Consider the following 24,597-nt stretch of genomic DNA (forward strand, 5'->3'; position numbering starts at 1 on the left):
ACACTGCTGTTTCGACAGAACCAACGCGTCTGGCGCGTCGGTCAAGCCGCCGTGCCAGACGCGTCCAGCCACACCGCTACTTTCTGCGGGCCCTGGCTGGGCTCAGTTGATGCCCGCCTCACCTCAGGTTGGCTACAGTACGACGATGGACAGCGAAGGATCCGGGTCGCTGGCACGAGCGCATTCGGTGTCCGTGGTGGTGCCCGTCTACCAGGGTGAGCGGACCCTCGGCGCCTTGCTCGCGGAGATCGCGCCGCTTACGCAGGCGTACTCCAGCCCGGCCGGTCATCGCCTCCACGTGGCCGAGGTGCTGCTGGTCCACGACAACGGCCCCGACGCGTCCGCCGCGGTCATTCGTCAGCTCGCGCTGGTCTACCCGTTCGTCCGGCCCATTTGGCTGAGCCGCAACTTCGGCCAACATCCGGCCACGCTCGCCGGGATGGCCTCGTCCGGGAGCGACTGGATCGTCACCCTGGACGAGGACGGCCAGCACGATCCGGCCTTCATCGGTTCCATGCTCGACGTGGCCATGACGGAGCTCGCCGATGTCGTCTACGCCCACCCGACCAACGAGCCGCCCCACGGCGTCGTGCGCAATCTCGCGTCCCGGACGTCGAAACGGCTGCTGCGCCTCTCGACCAGCGACGTCAACGCCACCGAGTTCCAGAGCTTCCGCCTGGTACTCGGCGAGATCGGCCGCAGCGTGGCCGCCTACGCCGGTGCCGGGGTCTACCTGGACGTGGCATTGGCCTGGGTCGCGCGCAAAGTGGCGACCGCGCCGATCGTCCTGCGCGAAGAGGGCAGCCGCCCGTCCGGCTACTCCTTGCGGTCCCTGACGTCCCACTTCTGGCGCATGGTGCTGTCCAGTGGCACCCGGGCCTTGCGCCTGGTGAGCCTGCTCGGCATCGTGTTCGCCGTCGGCGGTTTCCTGCTGGCCCTCTACTTCCTGATCGCGGCGTCGTTCTGGGACGTCTCGACGCCGCAAGGGTGGCCGTCGCTGATGGTCGCGCTGCTGGTTTGCAGCGGCGCCATCCTTTTCTCGCTCGGGATCATCGCCGAGTACATCGGTGTCGCGGTGAACATGGCGATGGGCAAGCCGCTCTACCTGATCGTCAGCGATCCCGGCGACGGGCCGATGGGCCGCGCGATGCCCACTCTGCCGGTCCACCCTGGCCAGCACACACCCGGTCAAACACCTTTCGCACCACCCGCTCTCCCGACGGTGCAGGCAACGGTGACCGACCCTGCACCTCAGGCTCCCGACCTGGGAGCGTCGGCGACGGTGACCGTTCCGCCCATCCGACCGTGAGCCCCTCGACGGTCAGAGTCCCTTCGGGCGACGCCGGAAACGGCCGGCCGGCACCCGTCACCTGGGTGATCGGCGCCGGCGGTCTGCTCGGCAAGGCCCTCACCAACACCCTGGAACACCGCCCCGGCACCGTGCTCACCAGTCCGATCGCCTGGACCACCCGTCAGGCCAGAGCTGATCTGGTCGACGGACTCGACCGCCTCGCCGCTGCGGTCCGATCCCTTCCCGACCGCGGATCCAGCGTCGATGGGCCCGCCCCCTGGCGGATCGCCTGGTCTGCCGGCGCCGGCGTCACCGGGACCACGGACGCCATCCTGGCCGAAGAGGTCGCCACCCTCGAGGACTTCCTCACCGAGATCGCCTCGCGACGCGATCTCGGTACCGGCACGGTGTTCCTGTCCTCCTCCGCCGGTGGTCTGCATGCCGGCGGAAACGCCGGCCGACCCTATGACGAACGGGATGTCCCGGTCCCGATCTCGGCCTACGGACGGGCCAAGCTCGCCGGCGAGCGGGTGGCGACGGACTTCGCCGCGGCCACCGGGCACCGGATGCGCATCGGCCGCATGTCGAATCTCTACGGTCCGGGTCAGAACCTGTCGAAGGGTCAGGGGTTGATCTCGCACCTGTGCCGGGGAAACCTGACGCGACAACCTATCTCGGTCTACGTGTCGCTCGACACCATCCGCGACTACCTGTTCGTCACCGACTGCGCGTCGATGGTCGCGGACATGCTCGACCATGACGCCGCTCATGAAGATCACGGCGACCAGCGCACTGTCGTCAAGATCCTGGCGTCGCAGCAGGGCACCACCATCGCAGCGCTGGTGGCCGTCTGCCGGCAGGTCTTCAAACGGTCCCCCCGGCTGGTGCTGGGCAGTTCGGTCAACGCCATGCTGCAGGTCAAGGACCTGCGGTTCCGGTCCGTCGTCTGGCCCGAACTCGACCGTCGGACCCTGACCACCTTGCCGGCCGGAATCGCCGCCACCGCCGCCGGAATGCTGCGAACCGCACAGACGGCGTCGCGGTAGCGCCGGTGGATCGTTCGGTAGGCCGGCGCGCGATCGATCGGGTTCGGCGATCGGATCTGGGGATCTACACTGCCAGCGGCGTGGTCACGGCGGTGCTGCTGACGTTCATGATGCGGCTCTGGCGGGCCAGCCTGTCCTCGCCCTTCTACTACTCCGGTGACGCCGTCGGCAGCGCCGAGTACTTCAAGAGCGTGATGGAAACCGGTTGGTACGAATACCAACCCGCGCTCGGCGCGCCGTACGGCCAGCACTACCACGACTTTCCGTTCTCGGACGACCTGAATCCTGTGATGGCCAAGGTTCTCGGGTTCCTGGCGGGGAACTGGGCGGTCGCGTTCAATCTGTACTACCTGCTCGGATTCCTGCTCTGCGCGCTGACCGCGGTCTGGTTCCTGCGGGTCTGCGGGCTGTCGCCGTGGATGACGGTGACGATGTCCGTGCTCTTCGCGCTCGCTCCGTACCACTTCATCCGGAACGAGGGACACCTGTTCCTGGCCTCGTACTACTGCGTCCCGCTCGCACTGGTCGTGCTGGTGCGAGCGGCGCGGGGCGAGAGGCTGTGGGGCGTGCGGGCGCTCACCTCCACCTGGGCGACGGCCCGGCGGCGGCCCGCCCAGTTGTTGGGCCTGCTCACCGGGCGCGGGGCCGGCACCGTGTTGATCCTGGTGCTCGTCACCTACAGCGGCGCCTACTACGGGTTGTTCACCGCGCTGCTGCTGGCCCCGATCGGCCTGCTGACCTGGGTCCGGAGCCGGAACGGACGACGGTTCCTCGGCGCTGTCGCGGCCGGAGCCGTGCTGGCCGCGACGTTCGTCCTCGCGTTGCTTCCGGACCTGATCTACCAGCTGGTGACCGGTAGCGACGGGACGGCGCTGGTCCGGACCCCCATCGCAGCGGAGGTCTATGCCTTCAAGTTCACGTCGCTGATCCTGCCGGCGCCGGGCCATCCGATTCCATGGTTGGCGCAGGCGCGGAGCATCTACGACAACCACTACCCGCTCCCCAGCGAGGAGCCCGCGCTCGGCCTGGTGGCCGCGATCGGCTTCGTCATGCTGCTGCTCCTGGCTCTACTGGCGCTGACCGGGACCGTCCGCCGGACGCCGACCGCCGCCCAGGAGGCCAGAAGAACTACCTTGCAGAGCCTTTCCGCGCTGACCTGGATCGCATTCATGTGGGGCACCGTCGGCGGGCTCGGCACAGTGCTCTCGTTCGTCACGGCGAGCGTGCGCGGCTGGAACCGGATCGCGATCTTCATTGCGCTATTCGCGCTCGCAGCGCTGGGACTGGCCCTCGAAGGGTTGGCTGCCCGATGGTCGGCCCGGCGGTCAGGGCGGTCCCTGCGCACCGAGCGCACCGAGCACACCGGGGACCGGGGACCGGACCGCTCCATGACACAGCAACCCGCGCGGTGGGTTGCTGCACTTGCCGTCGTGGTGCTCCTCGTCGGTGCCGGCGATCAGACGATCAGCGACACCGTCCCGCCCTATCGCGCCACCCAGGCGGCCTTCGAGTCCGACGGCGTGTTCGTCGACGCGTTGCAGGCGCGCTTGCCGGGCGGGACAATGCTATTCCAGCTGCCCTACCAGGCCTTTCCCGAGGGGAACACCTCGAACGGCCTACCCGAGAGCGACCAGATCAAGCTGTACCTGCACTCCAGCACACTCCGGTGGTCCGCCGCCGGGATCAAGGGCCGCCCGCAGTCGGACTGGCCATCGAAGGTCGCGACCCAGACACCGGCCACGATGACACGCAATCTGGCCGCCATCGGCTTCGCCGGGATCGTCGTCCATCGGGCGGCGCTGAAGGATCACGGGAAAGCGATGGAGGCGTCACTCCGCACCCTGCTCGGCAAGCCGTCGCTCGTCAGCCCGGACGGTAGCTGGAGCTTCCTGTCGCTGACGCCGGCAATCGCCGCCCTGGACGCCACCACCACCCCGGCACAACGGGTCGCGATCGCGCAGGCCATCACCCACCTTCCGCCCGGCACCAACTGATTCCTGACGGCAGACACCCCGGCCGCGCATACAGTTCTGCCCGAAAACGGCCCCGGACGCCCGTTTTCGGGTGATTCGGTATGCGCCGGGCACTTCTGTATGCGCACCGGGGGGCTGGGGGGCAGGACCAGGGGGCAGGGGCGAGGGGCGGAGAGGGTCAGATGCCCATGCGGCGGCGGAGCCAGATGTAGGCGGCGCGGCGTTTCCAGGCCATCAGGGTGGCTCTGGCGTCGCCGAGGCGGACGTCCCAGCCGCTGAGCAGGCCCTCGTGCTCGGACCGCAGCATCGCGTGGAACGCCCTGGCGTGCTCCGACTGCTCGCGGGACAGCGAGACGCTCCACTGCTGCGCGCTGATCCGGAATCCGGCGAGCGGTCGCCGCACGGCCACCATCGGCCCGTGCAGGAGCACCCGGGAGCAGGTCGCCTGGTCGATCAGGTACGGCGAACGTGAGTCCCAGCCGCCGCTGTCGGCCAGCACCTGGCGACGCATCATCACGCAGGCCGGTTCGCCGAAGACGTTGGTGCCGGCGCGGACCGTGCGGCGGATGGCCGTCAGCCCGTCGACCATGCCGTGCAGATGCTGCACGCCGCGGCCCTGGACGACGGGAACGCCGGTCTCGTCGACGATGTCGCGCTGCGAGGCAACCAGCACCGCCTCTGGGTGCTGGTCGAAGGCGGCCACCTGCTCGGCCAGGCTGGTCGGGTAGAGCAGGTCGTCGCCGCAGACCAGTTTGATGAGCTCACCCCTGGCCTCGTCGGTGACGGCCGTCCAGTTCGCCGGCGCACCGCCCCCGGCGGGCACCTGCATCAGCCGGATCCGGGGGTCGGAGGCCAACAGTTGCAACTTCTCCCAGGTCCCGTCGGTGGACGAGTGGTCGGAGATGATCAGCTCGAAGTCGGCGTAGGTCTGCGACAGGATCGAATGGATGGCGGCCTCGATGTGCGGACCGTTGTTGTAGGACGGGACGACGACGGACACCCGAGGCGTCACGCCGCTTCTCCGGGCCTGGGCGCCGGGTGACTGGCGCGGTGGTCGGTCTGGTCCGGCGCGGGAACACCGTCGGACTCGGTGCGGCGGAAGGAGAATCCGCGGTGCAGGAAGTAACTGCAGACCACCCAGACGACCGTGAACGCGAGCTGGGCCGGCAGTTCCTTCCACCCGAAGACCTTCGTGAGGATCGGGAGCACGGCGAGGTTCACGCTCACCGGGATGACGTTCACGAGTACGAACCGGGAGAAGTCGCGCAGCACGTGCCCGGACACCCGGAAGACGAACCGGCGGTGCAGGACGAACGCGAACGGGATGGCGATGCACTGCGCGAGCAGCACGGCCACGTCGCCACCCCACAGGTGGATGAACGAGTTGAAGAAGACGAACCCGGCCAGCCCGACTGCCGTGTTCAGACCGCCGACGATGAGGAACGCCACCCGCTGGTCGCGGATCAACCGCAGCAGCGGCCCCGGGGAGTCCGACTCCTCGGCCGACGGCTTCGGGACCTCCGGCAGCGACGGCTCCGGCGACCCGGACGGCAGCGGGCGTCCCGACCGGTCTGCCGGGTCGGGCCGTTGCGAGGGATCCAGCCGCGGGTGGCTCGCCATCAGGCCTGCAGGTCGGTGTCGACCATCGCCGCGACGATCTCGTCGAAGGCCAGCGTCGGCGCCCAACCGAGTTCGGCGCGGGCCCGGCTGGAGTCGCCGGTCAGCTCCACGGCGTCGACCGGGCGGACGAAAGCCGGGTCGACCCGCACGTACCGCTCCCAGTCGGTGATGCCGGCGTGGGTGAACGCGGCGGCGACGAACTCCGACACCGAGTGCGACACGCCGGTGGCGATCACGTAGTCCGAGGCCACGTCATGACGGGCCGCCCTGACCATCGCGTCGACGTAGTCAGGGGCCCAGCCCCAGTCACGGCGGGCGTCCAGGTTGCCCAGCGCCAGTTCGTCGGCCTCGCCGCGGGCGATCAGCGCGGCGGTCCTGGTGATCTTGCGGGTGACGAATGCCGTCGGGCGGCGTGGTGACTCGTGGTTGTAGAGGATCGCCGAGACCGCGTGCAGACCACGACCGCGGTAGACGCCGACCATGTGGTGCGCATAGGCCTTCGCCGCGCCGTAGGGCGAGACCGGTGCGATCGGCGCCGATTCGTCCTGTGGGCTGATCACCGGATTGCCGAAGATCTCCGCGCTGGCGGCCTGGACCACCCGGACCGAGCTGCCGCGCGCCTCCGACAACTCCCACGCCGCCTGCAGCACTGCCGCCACCGCGAGGCCCGAGACCTCGCCGGTGGCAACGGGTTCAGCCCACGACTTCGCGACAGAGGAGATACCGGCGAGGTTGTAGATCTCGTCCGGTGCGATCTCCTTGATCAGCGCGGTGAGTGCAGGGGTGTCCGTCAGGTCGGCGATGTGCAGATGGGCGGCGCCCAGCTGCGGGCCAGTGCCGTCCGACGAGGGCGCCGGTCGGTCCTGCTCCCGGACCAACCCGTGCACCTCGTCACCGGCCGCGAGCAGTTGCTCGGCCAGGTACCCGCCGTCCTGGCCGGACAGTCCGGTGATGAAGACCTTCCCCATGCCGTCGGGCTACTTGCCCGACAGCGCGCGCTGCTGCGCAAGATCGTTGTCGACCATCATGTGCACCAGCTCGGTGAACGAGACCTTGGGCGTCCAACCGAGTTTGTCCTTCGCCTTGCTGGCGTCGCCGATCAGCAGATCGACCTCGGCCGGCCGGAAGAACTTGGGGTCGACGAAGACGTAGGAGGACCAGTCCTCGATGCCGACCCGGGCGAACGCGATGTCCAGGAGCTCGCGGATCGAGTGCGTCTCACCGGTGGAGATGACGTAGTCGTCGGCCTCGTCCGCCTGCAGCATCCGCCACATGGCCTCGACGTAGTCGCCGGCAAAACCCCAGTCGCGCTTGGCATCCAGGTTACCCAGCGACAGCTTGTCCTGCAGGCCGAGGCTGATCCGGGCGACCGCCTGGGTGACCTTGCGGGTGACGAACTCGCTGCCACGCCGCGGCGACTCGTGGTTGAACAGGATGCCGGAGCTGGCATGCATGCCGTAGGACTCGCGGTAGTTGATCGTCATGTAGTGGCCGTAGACCTTGGCGACGCCGTAGGGCGAGCGCGGCCACAGCAGGGTCGACTCGCTCTGCGGGACGTGCTGGACCTTGCCGAACATCTCCGAGGACGACGCCTGGTAGAAACGCACCTTCGAGACGTCGTCGCCCGCGTAGAGGCGGGTGGCCTCGAGCATGTTGAGCACGCCGATCCCGGTGACGTCGCTGGTCAGCGCTGCGTTCTCCCACGAGTACGCGACGAAGGAGATGGCGCCGAGGTTGTAGACCTCGTCGGGCTTCGCGACGTTGTAGGCGCGGATCAGGCTGGACAGGTCGGTGATGTCGCCGGTCAGCAGGGTGACGCCGGGCAGCTCCTGCTCGACGAGCGCGCGCTTGGGGTTGTTCTGCCCCCGGATCAGCCCGAACACCTCATATCCCTTGGACAGCAGCAGTTCGGCCAGGTAGAGGCCATCCTGTCCGGTGATTCCGGTGATGAGGGCGCGAGGCATGGATCTCCTTCTCGTGGAGTGACAGTGGTGTCGGTTCGTGTTCGGGGGACATCGTAACCATCTTCAGGGCCCCGACCGGCCCGGACACTGCCGCGGTCACCGCCGGGCCGGGCCGGGCCGCGCGCGGGGCGAGCCTCGCGGCGACGAGGTCACGATATGATCCGACGCCGGTGCCTGCACCGGCCGCGGCCGAGTCCGCGAAGCTCCGGCACCATCCGCAGAAGATCACCACCACACGTGGATCAGTACTTCCGACAGCACGAATCGAGAGGACTCCGATGGCTTCGAATCGCCCGGCCACGAAGGGTCGTTCGGCCGCGGATCCCGCCGACGCGGCGGCGATGTCGTTGATGGCCAGGATCGCCGAGCGCGCCGGGTCCGTGCGCGCTCTCGTCCGTCGGACCCCGCCGCCACCGCCGGCGCCCGCCCCCGGAGCCGGGGTCACGACGGCCCAGCTGGTGAACGCCCGCCTGCTGCTGTCCGAGCAGAACATCGTCGGTCCGACCCGGATGCGCTTCGCCAAGCGACTGCTGATGCGGTCGTCCCGGCTGTACACGCACAAATTGGTGCGGGCCGGCCAGGACCTCGCCGACGCGATCGAGATGCTCGAGATCACGCACGGTCGGGCCCTCGGCGAGATGCGGAACCAGCTGGACACGGGCTCGGCGTCCGGCAACGCCAGCATGGTCGACCGGGTCGCCAAGCTGGAGCTCGACCTCGGGCGGCTGAGCAACAGCCTGCACGCCCAGCTGACGAGCGTCGAGCTCGGTGTCGACGACGTCGCCGAGAGCGTCGAGAAGGTCACCGAGAACGTGGCCGGCAGTGTCGGCGGACTCACCGAACTCATCGCGCAGACGACGGCCTCGCTCAAGGAGGACGACCACGCGATGCACGAGAACGCCCGCGGTCTGGACGTCCGGCTGTCGGCCATGGAGCGCACCGCTCTGCACGATCGCAGCGAACTGCACCGCACCAGGACACTCGTCAGCCGGCTCGTCCGGACGGCATCGGCGCAGATCGGCACGCCCCCCGGGATCACGCAGGACGCAGTGCCCTCAGCCCTGAAGGCCGGCCCCGTGCTCGAGCCGGGCATCCCGGCGACGCTGGACGACTCGACCTACGTCGACTTCGAGCACCGTTTCCGCGGCACCCGTGACGAGATCCGCGCCCGCCAGCAGGATGCGGTGCCGTTCGTATCCGGTTTCGCCGGCAGTACCTCGCCGGTGCTCGACCTCGGCTGCGGACGCGGCGAATGGCTCGACCTGCTCGACGAGCTGAGCGTCAAGGCGTACGGCGTCGACTCGAACACGGCCATGGTCGCCGAGGCCCTGGACGCCGGTCTCGACGCGCGGGTCGGCGACGCGCTCGCGCACCTGGAGCAGCTGCCGGAATCGAGTCTGCAGGCCGTCACCGCGTTCCAGTTCGTCGAGCACATCCCGATGGACGTGCTGGTCAGGCTGCTGGACAGCGCCCTGCTCGCCCTCCGACCCGGTGGAGTGCTGCTGCTCGAGACGCCCAACCCGACCAACCTCATCGTCGGTGCGGCCAACTTCTACCTCGACCCGACGCACCTGCGGGTGCTGCACCCGGACTTCCTCGCCTTCCTGGTGGAGTCCCGCGGCTTCGTCGACGTGGAGGTCCACTACGTCCACCCCGTCATCGAGGATTCGGTGCTGAAGGAGGGCGACCCGGAGAACGGGGAGGCCGACGCCAGGCTGAGCCGGGTGGTCCGCAACGTGGAATGGGCGCTCTTCGGTCCGCAGGACTACCTGGTGCATGCGCGCCGCGCCGAGGTCGCCTGATGAAGATCGGGATCGTCAAGCCCGATTGGCGGATTCGTGGCGGCTTCGAGAAGGTGCTCGGCGTCATCGAGCAGGACCTGATCGACGCCGGCCACGAGATCCGCTGGTTCCAGATCGACGTCCCGACCGTGCCGCGCCACCCGTTCGACACCGAGGTCCCCCCGGAGAGCTGGGACCGCGCACCGGAGTGGTTCAGCCACCTCGCCCTGCTCGAGGCGTTCCGCAACCTGGACGTCTCGTGGGCCGACATGGTGATCTCCACCCAGCCGCCGTCGTACGCGGTCCAGCACCCCCGGCTGCTGGCGCTGTTCTACCACCACGCGCGCGCCTTCTACGACCTCGAGGACGTCTGGATCCGCGCCGGTCACGCGCCGAAACAGTTGCACACCAAGGCTTCTGCCCTGCTCCGCGAGGCCGAGGCGCAGGACTTCGCCGGGGTCACCCACTTCCTGGCCGGCTCCGAGCGGGCCATCGAGCGGTTGCACCGGTTCCAGGGCCCTGACGTGCCCGTCAGCCTGTACCAGGCCGCCGGCCCGACCATGTCGGAGGATGCCGGGGCCGACGACGCGCCGGAGGGCAGATTCGAGCACGTCCTCTGCGTCAGCCGTCACGAGTTCACCAAGCGAACCGAGCTGGCCGTGCTCGGTATCGCCGCGGCAGCGGGGGCCACCGGTGTCCTGGTCGGCGACGGCGGGCGGCTGCCGTTCGTCCGCCAGTTGGCCGGCGAACTGGCCGCCGGACTCGACCCACACGGTCTCGCCGACGAGGACATCTGGCTGAACTCCGGCATCCCCGACGGACCCGCCGAGGGCGAACACCCGCGTATCGACATCGCCGGCCGGGTCGACGACGACACCCTCGCCGACCTGTACCGGAACGCGTTGTGCGTGCTGGCCCCGGCCTACGACGAGGACGACGGCCTGACGATCGTCGAGGCGATGAGCCACGGCAAACCGGTGATCGTCCTGCGCGACGGCGGCGGGCTGACCGCCCTGGTCCGCCAGGGCGAGAACGGTCTCGTGGTCGACCCGACCCCGGCGGCCATCGCGGCCGCGATCGACCTGCTGTCCGACGAGCCCGCCCTGGCCAGGGCGATGGGCGAGAAGGGCCGGCAGACCGCCCGCGAACGGACGCCGGAAAGGGCAAGGGCCCAACTGCTCTCGGCCGTCGACAAGGTCCAGGCGGGCTGATGCTCGGGATCAAGACAGCCGGTACACCGTGAAGATCGCAATCGTCGCGCCCAGTCCCGTCCCCTTCGATCCCGGTGGGGCCGAGGCCGTCTGGACCGGCCTCTACCGCGAGTTGGCCGACCGGTCCCCGCACGACGTCGAACTGGTCAAGATCCCGGTGCGGGAGCGCACGCTCCCAGAGGTCATGTCGGCCTACGAAGCGTTCACCCACCTCGATCTCGATCACTTCGACCTGGTGATCAGCGGCAAGTACCCGGGCTGGATGGTGTCGCACCCGCAGCACGTCCTCTACCTGCTCCATCCGCTCCGCGGCCTCTACGACAGCTACGGCGCCTTCCACCTGCCGCTCGTCGACACGTCACCGGAGCCGGCGGTGCACCGGCTGGTCGCCGCGGCGGCGGCGCTGCGGTCCCCCGGCGAGCTGCCCGGGTTCTTCGACGCCTGGCGTTCCAGCCTCGCCGAGCTCGGCCCCGATCACCCGTCCCTCGGCCACCCGAGCCCGGTCGGGCGCCTGCTCATCAGGGCGATGGACGCGATGGCGATGCGGCCCGGGGCCATCTCCCGCCACTTCGCCATCTCCCGGACCGTCGCCGACCGTCCCGACTACTTCCCTCCGGGTGTCCACGCCCAGGTCCTCTATCCCCCGTCGGACCTGCAGGGTCTGCGCGAGGCACCCGGTGAGTTCTTCTTCACGGCGAGCCGGCACGACGCGCCGAAACGTCTCGACCTGGTGATCCGCGCGATGGAGCACTACACCGGAACCCGTCAGCTGCTGATCGGCGGGCGCGGCCCGGAATCCGCCCGGCTGGAGGCACTCGCCGCCGGCGATCCGCGCATCCGCTTCGTCGGCCGGCTGTCGCCCGAGGACCTCGTCGACCACTACGCACGAGCCATCGGAGTGCCGTTCATCCCGTTCGACGAGGACCTCGGTCTGGTCACCATCGAGGCGATGACCGCCGGCAAACCCGTGCTCACCAGCTATGACGCCGGTGGGCCGACCGAGTTCGTGATCAACGGCCGGAACGGGTTCATCGTCGATCCGACGCCGCAGGCCCTCGGCAAGGGGCTCCACCTGCTCGAAGAACTCGGCATGGCGCCGGCCACCGCTGCGGCGGCCCACCGTGCCGTTCGGGACATCAGCTGGACGAACGTCGCGACCGATCTGGTCGGGGCACGGACCCGCCGGGACCTGCGCTCGGCCCCGGCGACGCGCAGCGGTCGTCCCCGTCTGGTGGTCACGTCGACGTTCCCCGTCTGGCCGCCGCGCGGGGGTGGACAGCTGCGGATGTACCACCTGTACGGCGCGCTCTCGAAGCGATTCGACATCGACCTGCTCTGTCTGGCAACCCCTTTCACCCCGACTTCGGTCAAGGAGGTGATGCCGGGGATGACGGAGTACGTCGTCGCGCGGTCCGAGGACCACCACGCGCAGGAGCTGGTCCTCTCCTCCGGCGTGGCCATGCCGGTGACCGACATGGTCGCCGGCCGGTTGGTCCCGCGCACGCCGGAATACATGATGCTGCTGGAGCAGTCGCTGAAGGGTGCGAGCGGCGTCCTGCTGGCCGACCCCTTCCTCAACCCGGCCGTCGAACTCCTCCGGACCGACCTGCCGGTGATCTACGACGCGTTCAACTGCGAGTACGTCCTCAAGTCCCAGATGCTGCCGCTCAACGCCGCCGGGGACGCGATGCGGGCCGAGGTGCTGGAGGTCGAGGGCAACGCCTGCCGCGACGCCGACCTGATCATGACGGTCTCCGACCAGGACCGGCAGAGCCTGCGGGATCTCTACGGCACCGACGAGAACAAATTCCTGCTGGTGCCCAACGGCGCCGACCTGAACGCCGTCGACTTCACCCCGATGAACGAGCGCCGGCACAACCGCGAGCGCTGGCTGGCCAGTCTGCAGCGCAACGGCCGTGGCCGTGGCATCAAGGCGCTGGCCACGTTCGTCGGCTCCTGGCACCCCCCCAACAACGCCGCCGGCCGCGCCATCGTGGAGATGGCCCCCCGGCTCCCCGAGGTGGCGTTCCTGCTGATGGGCGGCCACTGCCAGACGCTGGAGAACCTCACCCTGCCGCCCAACGTGTTCCTGCTGGGCATCGTCTCGGACGCCGTCAAGCAGACGGTGCTGCGCAGCGCCGATCTGGCCCTGGCGCCGCTGACCTCGGGGTCGGGGACCAACCTGAAGGTGGTCGAGTACCTCGCGGCCGGCATCCCGCTGGTCAGCACCCCGGTGGGGATGCGCGGACTCAACTTCGACCCCGGTCTGGTCCGGGTGGCCGACCTCGCCGACTTCCCCGCGGCCATCCGCACCGAGCTGCAGGCGGCCGATACGGCGCCCGCCCGCACGGCGCGGGCCAGGACCCTGGTCGAGGCGAGCTACGGCTGGCAGGCGCTGGGCGAGGTGGCAACGGCGGCGATCGAGAAGGCCCTCGATCTTGCGCCACGAACCGCCGGTGTCGGCGGGTCACGTCGTCCCCGCAGGGGCGGGCAACCGCTAGCATCTTCCAGGTGAGCATCAGTCAGGAATCAACCTTCGTCTTCGATCCCGCGATCCATCCGCGACGCCTGAACCTGGGCTGCGGATTCGATCTTCGCGACGGATTTCTGAACGTCGATTTCCAGGATTTCCACGGTCCGGATCTGGTCGGTGACGTCCGCGATCTGGCCATGCTGCCGAGCGACACCTTCGACGAGATCATCGCCATCGATGTGCTCGAGCACCTGCCGCGCAGCGACACCGCCGCTGCCCTGACGGAGTGGGCAAGGCTGCTGCGCCCCGGCGGCACCCTCGAGCTGCAGATGCCCGACGTCGTCGCCTGCGGACGCTTCTTCGTCACGCACGACAACGAAGCGGACCACAAGCAGATGCTCGGCCAGCTGTTCGGCACCCAGGGCTACACCGGCGACTTCCACCTGGCCGGTTTCTCCGACATCATCCTGGCGAAAGCCCTGCGCGGAGCGGGTTTCCACCGGACCGTCATCGGTACCAGGGACGGCTGGATGCTCACCTCGCTGAGCGAGTTCGGGGATCTGGACGACGTCGACGAGCTCGATCCGGTGACCGTCGGCTGGCTGGCCGGCTTCTGGGATCCCGAGTTCTCGGACTCGGGTAGCTGGCGTTGGTGCGACCTCCGGGCCGAACTGATGGTCATCAACCACCTCGACCACCCGGTGACGGTCGAGGTCGCCAGCGCCATCGGACGTTCCCCCGGTAGCGCCGCCACCGTGACGGTCACCTGCTCGACGCCCGGCATCGCCTTCATGGACCGCGTCAGAGTGCAGGCCGACGCCGACGCCTGGTGGAGCCGGACCCTCGAGATCGCGCCTGGGCCAACCAGACTGGTGTTCGCCACCATCTCCGCGCCGCTGGACGTGGCCGATTCCCGGACGCTCGGCTTCCGGCTCGCCGACCCCACGATCACCGTGGTGGATCCCGTGAAGAGCACCGCTGACGACGAATCGACTCCGGCTACCGACGAAGCAGCCGACAGCACCGTCGAACACGCCGCGCACTGACGGCGTCTCGAGTCTGACACCACCGCACCGGCGCGCGCCGGGCAGGTAGGCGGCTGCCCGCGCGGTCAGGAACTCGGGTGGATGACCGTGAAGAACGGCGTGTCGACGCGGGTGAACCCGTTGCCGGAGAACATCTTCTTCCCGGCCGCCTCGGCCGTGGCCCGGGCGGTGCCGGTCGGGGGCCAGTTGCCGGCCTGGGCACTCAGGTCGAAGTTGATCAGGACGACGACGTCGAGTTGATCGGCCGCGAACAGCGCCCGCATCCGCTGTTCCACCCCCTGGTCGCCGAGTTTCCCGTGCGACAGGATGACCTCGCGCGCGGTCTTGGGCATCTTCGCCAGCGCGATCCCGAGCGCCTTGTCGCCGCCGACGTTGTAGCAGCGGAGAGCGGTTGCGGCGCAGAGGAAGTTGGCCATGTAGTCGTTGCTGCCGGGGCTGACATCGGCCGGGCCGTAGAGGATCGCGCGCTCACCGGGCTTCACCAGCCCGGCCAGCGGATCGGTCACCAGGGTCTCGACGGCGCGGGCGTCACCGAGGTAGTTCTGCTGGTTCTCCAGGGTGAATGGGATGTTCCCGACCGACTCGACGACGATCAGGACGGCGAGAACCGCTGGGACCCAACGCGTCCGCCAGCTCCTGGTGCGGCTAACCCACCAGCTCAACGCCAGGATCGCCAGCACCACCGCGCCGAACCGGGCCCCAAGTTCCCAGCGCCAGACGGCGCGCATGTCGGAGATCCCCGGAATGTGCTGGTACACCCAGCTCCAGGGGCTGGCGATGGTGGCTGCGGACGCCGGCATCGAGTACGTCACCTGCGCGCTCGGCGAGATGATGCGGAAGTCCTCGATCCGGATCGACGGACCGAGCGCCAGTAGGAACGCGGCCACGCCGGCGAGACCGGCCACCACCCTGACACCGGCTCCGACCCGGTTGCCCGCGTTGCGGCGCCCTCCGACGATGAGACCCATCACGGCCAGGCCGAGCAGCAGCACGCCCAGATAGACGTCATTCAGGTTGTGGCCGTCGTTGTAGGCCTGCAGCGGGCCGATGTTGTGGTGCAAACCGGTCAGCTCCGCCCACCACACCAGGGTGGACGGCACGACCAGGGCGTAGAGGTCCACTCCGGCGCCGCGGAAGTAGTCCAGCGGTTCGGTCGAGAAACCGCTGGTGTCGACCGAGCGCGAGTAGACCAGATAGGCGAAGACGAAGGACGACAGCACCGCCACCGCGGCGATCACCACGATCCGGATCTGGCGCAGCCGAAGGTTTCTGAGAGCGAAGACCAGCCAGAGGGCGAGGACACCGGTGGTGGCGATGAAGAACGAGTAGGGATCCATCATCAGCCCGACGGTGCGGACCGCGAGCAGTGCCGCCCACCGCAGGACCAGGCTCCGGTTGCGGGAGAGGAAGTTACCCGATCCGGTGATGCCCGGCGCGGCAAGGCGCGCCCGGGCCGTCAACGCCTCGGCGAGACGGACGTCGACGAGGAGGTAGGCGGGGACGAGCACGAAACCGAGCTGGAGGGCTCCGTAGCCGCCCTGGTTGGAGGCGATCGGGGCCAGCAGGTAGGCGAGCACGCCGGCCCAGGCCAGCCAGCCGACGCTGGTCACCCGAGCGAAAAGCCTTCTGGCGCCCCAGAAACCGACCAGCAGGCAGAGCATCCACGTCAGGCGGGTGCCGTTGACCGGGTCGACGCCCAGCCACTGGAGAAATCCGGAGACCCAGAGCACGGGCTGGCCGAAGGGCGCCCGGTAGCTCGTCGGATAGCCGATGGACGGGCAGGAGAACAGGTTCTCCGGGAAGTTGTGGGCGACGCAGGTGGCGACGCCGCTGCCGCTGTAGAAGTCGATGGGATCCGGCAGATATCCCGGCAGGACGCCGTAGGCGACCAGGACCAGCAGGAAGGACAGGCCGACGGCGACGACGCCGGCCACCGCCGCGAACCGCTGCGGGTTCGGCAGCGACCACGTGTCGCGCACCCATCGGAGCGGAGTGCGGATGGTCGGGGCGGCTGACGCGGACTCGGATGCCCCTGTCGTCGGAGAAGTCGGCGTGGTCGGTGTCTGCGGATCCTCGTTCGTCAGCACGGCCGTGCGGCCGGCGGCATGACGCCCACCCTGCGACGCTCCCTCGCCCGACGCTGCAGCTCCCTCGCCCGACGCTGCAGCTCCGTCGCGCGACGCTGCAGCTACTTCGCCGGATGCTGCAGCGACTTCGCCGGATGCTGCAGCGACTTCGCCGGACGCTGCGCCGGCCTCGCGGGGCGACCCGGAATCCCCGCTCATCCTCCACACTCCCGACTCTCGCGCATCGCTCCACTCTCTCATTGGCAGCGCCTGGTTCTGGAATCCACGGCGCCCGGCGACCGACGGACCTACGGTGCCCGGGCCGCTACGATGCCCGGGTGACTGATGGCGCCTTCGTTTCCTATGCACAGAACGGCGAGGACGTCGTGCTGCATCGGGCGCTCCGGACCATCGAACGCGGCCGGTACATCGACGTCGGCGCCAACGATCCCTGCATCGACTCGGTCTCCATGGCCTTCTACCGGAGCGGTTGGCGAGGGATCACCGTGGAACCGGTGAGCCAGTACGCCGAACGGCAACGCATCGAACGGCCGGAGGACATCCTCGTCGAGGCGGTCGTCACGCAGACGTCGGGCGAGATCGCCAGGTTGCTCGAGGTGCCGGGAACGGGACTGTCGTCACTGGACGAATCCATCGGGGAGCAGCACCGCCGCAGCGGGTACCAGGTGCGCGAGGTAGACGTGCCGACCCGACGGCTCGACGACATCCTGGACGCGGCCGGCTGGCAGGACCGCGACGACATCCATTTCCTGTCGGTCGATGTGGAGGGTACGGAAGCGGCTGTGCTGGCCAGCCTCGACCTGCGGCGCTGGCGGCCGTGGATCATCCTGGCCGAGGCCACCCGGCCGAATTCCTCGGAGCCGACCCACCAGAGCTTCGAGCCGCTGCTGCTGGCGGCCGGCTACCGCTTCTCGCTGTTCGACGGGCTGTCCCGCTACTACATCGCCGAAGAGCGCTGGGATCAGTTGCACGAGCACCTGTCGACGCCGGCCAGCGCCCTTGACAACTTCGTCCGGCTCGAGCGCGTGCTCCAGGACCAGGAGATCAGCGAGCTGCAGGCCGAGCTCAAGGCGGCCAGGTCCGAGTGCACCGCCATGTTGTTGGAACGCAACTCCATCCGTGACCTGCTCACCGACGTGACGGCCACCCTGCAGACCATCTGTACCCAGGCGAGCGCGCAGGCCGAACTGGCCGCCGTCCGCGAGAAGAAGGCCCTGGCCAGCGCTCTCGCCTGGCGAACGAGGGCCGTCGGGGCGTGGGCGGACAGCACCGGCGCGTCCGCGACGAGCGCCGAGGAGGTCCAGTCGCTGCGCAAGCGGGCGGACGATCTCGACGACGAGATGACGGCGATGAAGAGCACGCTGTCCTGGCGGATCACCGGGCCGCTGCGGGCCGTCCGCCTGATCGGGAAAATGGTCAACAAGTGAGCCCGGTTCCGGTGTCGGCTGCAGGGTCCTCTGTTTCCTCGACCGCCCCGGTTCCCCTGTCGCCGGCGGCCTCCACCCGCCTCGCGCTCGCCTCCCGGCTGCGGTCGGTGGCCGCACTGATCATCGCGCCCGCCGCGGTGCCCGCTCCGGATCCGGACCCGGCCGCCGATGCCGCCGCCGTCCTCGACGCCGTCGTCACCGCGCTGGTGGCCGATCCGGCGGCAGACTCGGTCTGGCTGCTGCTGACCGCACTGTCCGCCACCTTCCCGACGCGCGACGAGGTGCAGGAGGCGCGACGTCGGCTGGAGCTGGACGAGCCGCTGCAGGCCGCCCTCGATCTGCTGGACGCCGGTCTCGAGCGGGCCCAGCTGGTCGGTGATCCGCTGGCCGAACTGGACGTCGTGATCGGTGGGGTGGTCGTCGACGTCGATCACACCGCACGGTTCAACCTGCACACCGGCATCCAGCGGGTGGCCCGAAACCTGATGCCGCACTGGATGAACCACCCCGGCCTGGTGGCCGCGGCCTGGACCGCCCGTGGTGGCGGGCTGCGCCGGCTGACCGAACGGGAGACCGAGCGGGTCTTCGACTGGACCGCGCGCGGCGGCGCCGGCGAGGGGCAGCAGCCCGGGATCTCGCGGACCGCCGGCGAGCCGCTCCCCCGGCTCGTCGTGCCGTGGCGCAGCGTCGTGGTGATGGTCGAGGTGCCGCCCGCGATGGTCAGCGATCGGGTCGCCGCCCTCGGCGACCACTCCGGCAACCGGGTGGTCGGCATCGGGTACGACGCGATCCCGGTGGTGTCGGCCGACATGGTGCCGCCCGTCGAGTCGGCCAAGTTCGTCCGCTATCTGACGGCGGTGAAGTTCGCCCGCCGGATCGCCGGCATCTCGGCCGCGGCCACCGCCGAGCTCGGCGGGTTCGTCTCCATGCTGCCGACCCAGGGCCTCACCGGCCCGGTCGTCACCGAGGTCTCGCTGCCCGCGCCGGCGATGCCGGACCGGCCGGTGAGTGCTGCTCCCGCGTCCGGGACCGGTGGCCCCCTGGTGCTGGTCGTCGGGTCCCACGAGCCGCGGAAGAACCACCTGGCCGTCCTGCACGCCGCCGAGATCCTGTGGCGCGAGGGCCGTGCGTTCACCCTGCGGTTCATCGGCGGAAGCGGTTGGGGTGACGAGTTCCCGCGCCGGGCAAATGATCTGGCCGAGACCGGCCGCCCGGTCGAGATCCTCAAAGCCGTCGACGACACCGTCCTGGAGCAATCCTTCAGCGACGCGGCGTTCACCCTCTTCCCGTCACTGCACGAGGGATACGGACTGCCCGTCGTGGAGTCGCTGGCGCACGGCACGCCCGCGATCAGCTCCGACTTCGGGTCGACCGCGGAGATCGCGCTCGACGGCGGAGTGCTGACGATCGACCCGCGTGACGACCACGCCCTCACCGACGCCATGCGCGTGCTGCTGACCGACCCCGCTGTGCTCGCCACGCTGCGGGAGCAGATCACCCGGCGCACTGGACGCACCTGGGCGCGGTACGCCACCGAGCTCTGGACCACCCTGGTCACCCCGGAACTGGAGGACCTCGATGCCCGCCGTTGACCGGCTCAGACGGGTGGTGACGAGCGAACGGCTGCGGAAGGTCTCCCGGACGCTGCGGCCGACCAGATCGACCGCCGCAGCGGTCGCCGCGGACATCGATCGCCACGGTGCCGGGCGCCGCCAGGCACTGCGGGACCGCATCGGGGTGCTCGTGCGCACGCTCGACCCGGGATCGGACCTGGTCACCGCGGTGGACGGACCGGACACCGAGGCGCTGCTGACGGCTCTCACCTCCGCGATCGAGCCGGTGACTCCGGAGCGCGCGTGGCTGCTGCTGGCCGTCATCGACGGACGGCTGCCCGACGGCGATCTGGTCAGGGCGACCGTCCGCACCGCCGAACTGGACGGGGTGCCGGCGGCGCTGCGCAAGGCGATCTGGAGCGGGCCGCTGCCGCGGGTACTCGACAATGGGCCGTGGCGGCCGATCCAGGTCGTCACCGGACAGGTGATCGTCGACGTGCACCACACCGCGCAGACCGGCTTCGCCACCGGCATCCAGCGGGTGACCCGCGAGGTCACCCGGCGCTGGGCCCAGCTGCACCACCCGCTGATGGTCGGCTGGACCCCGGATCTCGGCTCCGTCCGGGCGCTGACGCCACCCGAGGCGCGCCGCGCATTCTGGGGCGGACCGCCCGTCGACGTCCCGAACGATGACCCGATCATCGTGCCGTGGGGCTGCACCTACCTGCTGCCGGAACTGGCGGCCGAGGTGGACCGCACCGGCCGGCTGCAGGCGCTGGCACGGTACTCGGGCAGCTCGCTCCGCGTCATCGGGTACGACCTGGTGCCGGTGACCACCGCGGAGACGGCCCACGAGGGTCTGGTGCCCGGCTTCGCCCGCAACCTGGCCGCGCTGCGTCATGCCACGTCGGTGGTGCCGATCTCCGAGGGCGCGGCGGTGGAGTACCGCGGATGGCGGGCCATGCTCACCGGGACCGGGCTGACCGGGCCCGAGATCATCCCGGTCGTGCTGCCGGCCGAGGCCCCGCCGGACAATCCGGTGGGCACCCAGGCCGCCGCCCGACGGCTGTTGCTGGGTGACCTCCCCCTGGTGCTCGTCGTCGGTAGCCACGAACCGCGGAAGAACCACGTCGCGGTGCTGCACGCCGCCGAGTTGCTGTGGCGCGAGGGAGCCCGGTTCTCGCTGACCTTCATCGGCGGGAACTCCTGGAACTCACAAGCCTTCCTGGCCGGGGTGGCCAGGCTGCAGCTCGCCGGGCGACCGATCGAGACCATCGCCGCCGCCGGCGACGACCTGCTCTGGGGCGCCTATCGGACCGCGCGGTTCACCGTGTTCCCGTCGATCAACGAGGGTTTCGGGCTGCCGGTGGCCGAGTCACTCGCGTCCGGAACGCCCGTCATCACCTCGAACTACGGGACGATGAAGGAGATTGCGGACGCCGGCGGCGGCGCGTTGCTGGTGGACCCGCGGAACGACCACAGCCTGGCCGACGCGATGCGGACCCTGTTGCAGGACGACGCCGAACTCGCCCGGTTGCGGCGCGAGGCGGCCACCCGCCCGAAGCGGACCTGGGACGACTACGCGGGCGAGACCTGGGCGGCGCTGATGGGGCTAGACACCGTGCCGTCGGCGGGATCGAACGGGGCCTGACCGGCGACGACGTGGCCGCTCGGCGCGTGGAGTGAAACCTCGGGCTGCCGAATTGGCTAGGATTCCTCCGTGGTGGCCGGATCATCCGGTGTGCTCTGCGCCGATCCCGAGCGTCATTCCGGGGTCGCACGGTTAGAACTCGAGGTGACATGACTGATCTGCGCCAGCAACGCGCGACCAGGTTGGCGACGCTGCCACTGGTCCCGTCCGGCCCCCGCTCCGGCTTCATCAAGGGCACCGCCAATTCGGCCAAGGGTGTATGGGAGTACCGGGAACTGCTGGGGCTGCTGGTTCGTCGCGAACTGAAGAGCCGGTACAAGGACAGCGTGCTCGGCTTCCTCTGGAGCCTGATCCGCCCGCTGGCGCTGCTCGTCGTCTACGTCGTCGCCATCGGCCAGTTCCTCGGCGCGGCGCGCGGCGCCAACGGTGTGCCCGAGTTCGCCATCTACGTCTACTCCGGCCTGACGGTCTGGCAACTGTTCGCCGAGATCGTCGGCAGCGGCACCGGTTCCATCGTGAACAACGGCGGGCTGGTCAAGAAGATCTACCTGCCGCGCGAGGTTTTCCCGCTCGCCGTCATCGGCTCTGCCCTGTTCAACTTCGTGATCCAGGTGCTCATCCTGCTGGTCGCCACCTTCATCTCCGGCTCCCCGCCCTCGCCCGACCGGCTGCTCTGGGCGTTGGGCGGAACGGCCCTCATCCTGGTCTGGGCGGCTGCCTTCGCCTTCGCGCTGTCGGCCATCAACGTGTACCTGCGGGACGTCGCCTACATCGTCGAGATCATCCTGATGTTCGGCTTCTGGCTCTCCCCGGTCGTCTACCAGTGGGGCCAGGTGCAGAACACCATCGGCGGCGGCTTCCTGGAATCGCTGTTCCTGGCCAATCCGGTGACGCTGGCCGTGCTCAGCTTCCACAAGGCCTTCTGGGTCGCCGGCAGCGATCCGGCCCGGTTCCCACAACCACCCAACCTCGGTCAGCACCTGATCGTCAGCTTCCTGGTCGGCTGCCTCGCACTCTGGTTGTGCCAGCGGCTGTTCGCCCGGCTGCAGAGCAACTTCGCGCAGGAGATCTGAGATGAGCCCGACCGTCATCAAGGTGAGTGGCGCCTCCAAGCGCTTCGTCATCCGCAAGGAGAAATCCCTCAAGGAACGGCTGGTCAACTTCGGCCGGTCCAACCAGCACAAGGACGACTTCTGGGCGCTGCGCGACATCGACCTGGACATCACCAGCGGTTCGACGGTCGGCCTGATCGGCCCCAACGGCTCCGGCAAGTCGACCCTGCTGAAGCTGATCGGCGGCATCCTGCAGCCGACCACCGGGTCCGTCGAGCACCGCGGCCGGTTGGCCGCCCTGCTGGAACTCGGCGCCGGCTTCCACCCCGACCTGACGGGCCGGGAGAACGTCTTCCTCAATGCGTCGATCCTGGGCCTGTCGATCAAGCAGACGGAGAAGCACTTCGACGCGATCGTCGACTTCTCCGGCGTGGAGGCGTTCATCGACACGCAGGTGAAGTTCTATTCGTCCGGCATGTACGTACGGCTGGCGTTCGCGGTCGCCGTGCACGTCGACCCCGACGTGCTGCTGGTCGACGAGGTGTTGGCCGTCGGCGACGAGCCGTTCCAGCGCAAGTGCATGGACCGCATCCGCGAGTTCCAGAGCGAGGGGCGGACGATCGTCGTCGTCACCCACTCGCTGGACCAGGTTGCCGAGCTGTGCGACCGGGCCGTCGTGCTCGAGCACGGTGAGATCCAGATCGACGGCGACCCGCTGGAGGCCCTTCGGCACCTGCGGGCGGACTTCCAGATCATGCGGCAGGACGAGATCGACCGGGAGCGGGCCACTGCCGTGGCGGCCGCTGCCGCTTCTGCCCTGTCGATCGCGGCCGGCGGCGAGGGCGATGAGCCCGGCGAATCCGTCCCCGAGGTGGCAGCGGTGGCCGGCGGCCGGGTGCTGGGTGTCACCCTGCACTCCCCCGAGTCGCCCGACGGCGAGGAGATCAGCACGATCCGGCCGGGTGACGGGATGCTCGTGACGGTCGACGTCGAGATCGACGGGACGGTCGAGAGCGGCATCATCGGGATCGGGATCGACAGCACGCTCGGGCAGGTCGTCTACGGAACGAACACGAGGCTGATGGGCGTCAAGCTTCCCCCGATGTCCGGCAAGGCCTCGTTCACCTTCAAGCTGCCGTCCGTCTCGCTCGGCGAGGGCCAGTACACCGTCCTCGCCGCCGTGCATCGTGACGGTGGCATGGAGATGCACCGCCTGCGACCAGGTGTCGCCTTCTCGGTGATCGGATCCGGCCAGAGCGTTGGCTTCGTCGACGTGCAGACCGAGTTCGTGGGCGAAACCGACGTGTCTTCTGACGCGGGCGGCATGCGGGGTGTCCCCGAACGGGAGGACGTCGTCGCGGCGGTCTCCGGGTCGGGCGATTCCGCCTGATCGGCGGGCCGGGCCCAGCTGTGCACGTTCTGTCGGCCTCTAGCCGGCTGAGCTTGTCGGGCCGGCCCAGCCGGCGGCGTTCCCGGCCAACACGATGGCCGGGATGCGTTGCTGCAGGGCGTCGAGGGCGACTCTTGATTGCTCGGGCTCGTTCCCGGCTGCGAGCAGGCGGGCAATCCCCTCGTCGCCGGTCGCCGCCGCCAACGGCGTCCACTCGAGCATCCTCGTGATCCGCCCGGGAACTGCCACCAGGATGTCCAGAGCCGAGTAATGGCCGTAGGTCTCGGCGATGACGTGCAGACGCGCGGCTGCGACCTCCGCACCCATGTCCCGCCACAGGGGAACGCAGTTCCACGCGATGAAGGCGAGCTCGAGGAGTGGTGTGGACGGCCCGGCGAGATCCCAGTCGAACACGCCCACCAACTCGTCCCCCTCGAAACAGACGTTGTACGGGGGGATGTCGTTGTGGGCGGTCACCGTGGCATCGGCGATCGGCGGCATCCGCCACGGCCCGTCCGACCGAAACCCGGCCACCTCGCGGTGAAATCGTCTGGTCCACTCGACGAGCGAGCGCAGTTGCCCTGTCGTCAGCCGGCTTTCGTCGACGTCGACCACTTCGCCCGGAAGATGGGCCAGGATCTCCCGTCCCATCTCGTCGAAGCCGAAAACCTCTGGGACGCAGGGCACACGGTCGTGGAGGTGCAGGTAGGGCACCACGCCACCGCCGCTCATGCTCACCCCGGTGAGGTAGAGGTGGCGCGGATCGATCCGGTACCTACCCATCTTGGCGCCCAACCAACCTGCCGCGACCGCTGGACAACTCACGGAATCACTCCCCACCCGGTGATTCTGCACCCTCGGACTCCGTTCGGGCTGCCCGTCGGATGATCGGGGACCACGGGTCACCCAAGAGGATCAGATTGACCAGGCAAATACTGAACGTTTGTTCGGATTATATGGTATGATCTGTGCATGTGGACAACGGGGGTGGCATTCGGGCAGCACGTCGTCATGCTCATCCCCGGCGCCGCA

General features: G+C 69.3%; 18 protein-coding genes. 12 read left to right on the top strand and 6 right to left on the bottom strand.

Annotation, left to right across the window (positions count from 1 at the left end):
* The first annotated feature begins 145 nt into the window (after positions 1-145).
* The 3 genes from ABIB25_RS19350 to ABIB25_RS19360 all read left to right on the top strand — a co-directional run bounded on the left by ABIB25_RS19350 (position 146) and on the right by ABIB25_RS19360 (position 4,331).
* Complete coding sequence (locus tag ABIB25_RS19350; RefSeq protein ID WP_354530141.1) at positions 146-1,309, top strand: glycosyltransferase; 1,164 nt, start codon at positions 146-148, stop codon at positions 1,307-1,309.
* Positions 1,306-2,337: an NAD-dependent epimerase/dehydratase family protein gene (locus ABIB25_RS19355; RefSeq protein ID WP_354530143.1), complete on the top strand. Its 1,032-nt coding sequence runs from the start codon at positions 1,306-1,308 to the stop codon at positions 2,335-2,337. The genes ABIB25_RS19350 and ABIB25_RS19355 overlap by 4 nt, the downstream gene beginning before the upstream one ends.
* Positions 2,338-2,417: 80 nt before the next feature.
* A complete protein-coding gene (locus ABIB25_RS19360) occupies positions 2,418-4,331 on the top strand; it encodes a putative glycosyltransferase family protein (protein WP_354530144.1) in 1,914 nt (637 codons plus the stop codon).
* Between the two features lie 157 nt (positions 4,332-4,488).
* Here ABIB25_RS19360 and ABIB25_RS19365 read toward each other — a convergent pair whose 3' ends face one another.
* Genes ABIB25_RS19365 through gmd form a run of 4 tightly spaced genes read right to left on the bottom strand, consistent with a single transcriptional unit; the run spans position 4,489 to position 7,894 of the window.
* Complete coding sequence (locus ABIB25_RS19365) at positions 4,489-5,322, bottom strand: glycosyltransferase family 2 protein (RefSeq protein ID WP_354530145.1); 834 nt, start codon at positions 5,320-5,322, stop codon at positions 4,489-4,491.
* Positions 5,319-5,930 carry a GtrA family protein gene (locus ABIB25_RS19370; protein ID WP_354530146.1) on the bottom strand — a complete coding sequence of 204 codons (612 nt, stop codon included), beginning with the start codon at positions 5,928-5,930 and terminating at the stop codon, positions 5,319-5,321. The genes ABIB25_RS19365 and ABIB25_RS19370 overlap by 4 nt, the downstream gene beginning before the upstream one ends.
* The gene (locus ABIB25_RS19375) at positions 5,930-6,898 is read right to left on the bottom strand and encodes a GDP-mannose 4,6-dehydratase (RefSeq protein WP_354530147.1); all 969 of its coding nucleotides are present in this window, start codon (positions 6,896-6,898) and stop codon (positions 5,930-5,932) included. The genes ABIB25_RS19370 and ABIB25_RS19375 overlap by 1 nt, the downstream gene beginning before the upstream one ends.
* 9 nt (positions 6,899-6,907) lie before the next feature.
* Positions 6,908-7,894, bottom strand: coding sequence for a GDP-mannose 4,6-dehydratase (gmd, locus tag ABIB25_RS19380; protein WP_354530148.1), 987 nt, complete (start codon positions 7,892-7,894; stop codon positions 6,908-6,910).
* Positions 7,895-8,172: 278 nt separating this feature from the next.
* Here gmd and ABIB25_RS19385 point away from each other — a divergent pair, with 278 nt between their 5' ends.
* From ABIB25_RS19385 to ABIB25_RS19400, 4 genes are read left to right on the top strand one after another with little or no spacing between them, the layout of a single operon-like run.
* Positions 8,173-9,696 carry a class I SAM-dependent methyltransferase gene (locus ABIB25_RS19385; protein ID WP_354530149.1) on the top strand — a complete coding sequence of 508 codons (1,524 nt, stop codon included), beginning with the start codon at positions 8,173-8,175 and terminating at the stop codon, positions 9,694-9,696.
* The gene (locus ABIB25_RS19390; RefSeq protein ID WP_354530150.1) at positions 9,696-10,886 is read left to right on the top strand and encodes a glycosyltransferase family 4 protein; all 1,191 of its coding nucleotides are present in this window, start codon (positions 9,696-9,698) and stop codon (positions 10,884-10,886) included. Before ABIB25_RS19385 ends, ABIB25_RS19390 begins: the two co-directional genes overlap by 1 nt.
* A 28-nt stretch (positions 10,887-10,914) precedes the next feature.
* On the top strand, positions 10,915-13,401 hold the full coding sequence (locus ABIB25_RS19395; RefSeq protein ID WP_354530151.1) for a glycosyltransferase: 2,487 nt from the start codon (positions 10,915-10,917) through the stop codon (positions 13,399-13,401).
* The gene (locus ABIB25_RS19400; RefSeq protein WP_354530152.1) at positions 13,398-14,405 is read left to right on the top strand and encodes a class I SAM-dependent methyltransferase; all 1,008 of its coding nucleotides are present in this window, start codon (positions 13,398-13,400) and stop codon (positions 14,403-14,405) included. Before ABIB25_RS19395 ends, ABIB25_RS19400 begins: the two co-directional genes overlap by 4 nt.
* 65 nt (positions 14,406-14,470) lie before the next feature.
* Here ABIB25_RS19400 and ABIB25_RS19405 read toward each other — a convergent pair whose 3' ends face one another.
* Positions 14,471-16,690, bottom strand: coding sequence for a hypothetical protein (locus ABIB25_RS19405; protein WP_354530153.1), 2,220 nt, complete (start codon positions 16,688-16,690; stop codon positions 14,471-14,473).
* Positions 16,691-16,809: 119 nt separating this feature from the next.
* On the opposite strand from ABIB25_RS19405, the gene ABIB25_RS19410 reads away from it, so the two are divergent.
* The 5 genes from ABIB25_RS19410 to ABIB25_RS19430 all read left to right on the top strand — a co-directional run bounded on the left by ABIB25_RS19410 (position 16,810) and on the right by ABIB25_RS19430 (position 23,565).
* The gene (locus ABIB25_RS19410; protein WP_354530154.1) at positions 16,810-17,919 is read left to right on the top strand and encodes an FkbM family methyltransferase; all 1,110 of its coding nucleotides are present in this window, start codon (positions 16,810-16,812) and stop codon (positions 17,917-17,919) included.
* Positions 17,916-19,511, top strand: a complete 1,596-nt coding sequence (locus ABIB25_RS19415; RefSeq protein WP_354530155.1) for a glycosyltransferase — start codon at positions 17,916-17,918, stop codon at positions 19,509-19,511. Before ABIB25_RS19410 ends, ABIB25_RS19415 begins: the two co-directional genes overlap by 4 nt.
* Complete coding sequence (locus ABIB25_RS19420; RefSeq protein WP_354530156.1) at positions 19,498-21,123, top strand: glycosyltransferase; 1,626 nt, start codon at positions 19,498-19,500, stop codon at positions 21,121-21,123. Before ABIB25_RS19415 ends, ABIB25_RS19420 begins: the two co-directional genes overlap by 14 nt.
* A gap of 149 nt (positions 21,124-21,272) precedes the next feature.
* On the top strand, positions 21,273-22,196 hold the full coding sequence (locus tag ABIB25_RS19425; RefSeq protein ID WP_354530157.1) for an ABC transporter permease: 924 nt from the start codon (positions 21,273-21,275) through the stop codon (positions 22,194-22,196).
* 1 nt (position 22,197) lies between these two features.
* Complete coding sequence (locus ABIB25_RS19430) at positions 22,198-23,565, top strand: ABC transporter ATP-binding protein (RefSeq protein WP_354530159.1); 1,368 nt, start codon at positions 22,198-22,200, stop codon at positions 23,563-23,565.
* A 39-nt stretch (positions 23,566-23,604) separates the two neighbouring features.
* Here the strand turns inward: ABIB25_RS19430 and ABIB25_RS19435 are convergent, their stop codons facing one another.
* A complete protein-coding gene (locus ABIB25_RS19435) occupies positions 23,605-24,390 on the bottom strand; it encodes a phosphotransferase (protein WP_354530160.1) in 786 nt (261 codons plus the stop codon).
* Positions 24,391-24,597 lie beyond the last annotated feature (207 nt).

The organism is Nakamurella sp. UYEF19 (assembly GCF_040546275.1).
Taxonomy (GTDB): domain Bacteria; phylum Actinomycetota; class Actinomycetes; order Mycobacteriales; family Nakamurellaceae; genus Nakamurella.

Excerpts from the sequence above, each read along its gene's own strand:
- ABIB25_RS19350 (WP_354530141.1), top strand. The coding sequence starts at position 146 with ATGGACAGCGAAGGATCCGGGTCGCTGGCACGAGCGCATTCGGTGTCC.
- ABIB25_RS19385 (WP_354530149.1), top strand. The coding sequence starts at position 8,173 with ATGGCTTCGAATCGCCCGGCCACGAAGGGTCGTTCGGCCGCGGATCCC.
- ABIB25_RS19390 (WP_354530150.1), top strand. The coding sequence starts at position 9,696 with ATGAAGATCGGGATCGTCAAGCCCGATTGGCGGATTCGTGGCGGCTTC.
- ABIB25_RS19425 (WP_354530157.1), top strand. The coding sequence starts at position 21,273 with ATGACTGATCTGCGCCAGCAACGCGCGACCAGGTTGGCGACGCTGCCA.
- ABIB25_RS19420 (WP_354530156.1), top strand. The coding sequence starts at position 19,498 with ATGCCCGCCGTTGACCGGCTCAGACGGGTGGTGACGAGCGAACGGCTG.
- ABIB25_RS19370 (WP_354530146.1), bottom strand. The coding sequence starts at position 5,930 with ATGGCGAGCCACCCGCGGCTGGATCCCTCGCAACGGCCCGACCCGGCA.
- ABIB25_RS19375 (WP_354530147.1), bottom strand. The coding sequence starts at position 6,898 with ATGGGGAAGGTCTTCATCACCGGACTGTCCGGCCAGGACGGCGGGTAC.
- gmd (WP_354530148.1), bottom strand. The coding sequence starts at position 7,894 with ATGCCTCGCGCCCTCATCACCGGAATCACCGGACAGGATGGCCTCTAC.
- ABIB25_RS19430 (WP_354530159.1), top strand. The coding sequence starts at position 22,198 with ATGAGCCCGACCGTCATCAAGGTGAGTGGCGCCTCCAAGCGCTTCGTC.
- ABIB25_RS19405 (WP_354530153.1), bottom strand. The coding sequence starts at position 16,690 with ATGAGCGGGGATTCCGGGTCGCCCCGCGAGGCCGGCGCAGCGTCCGGC.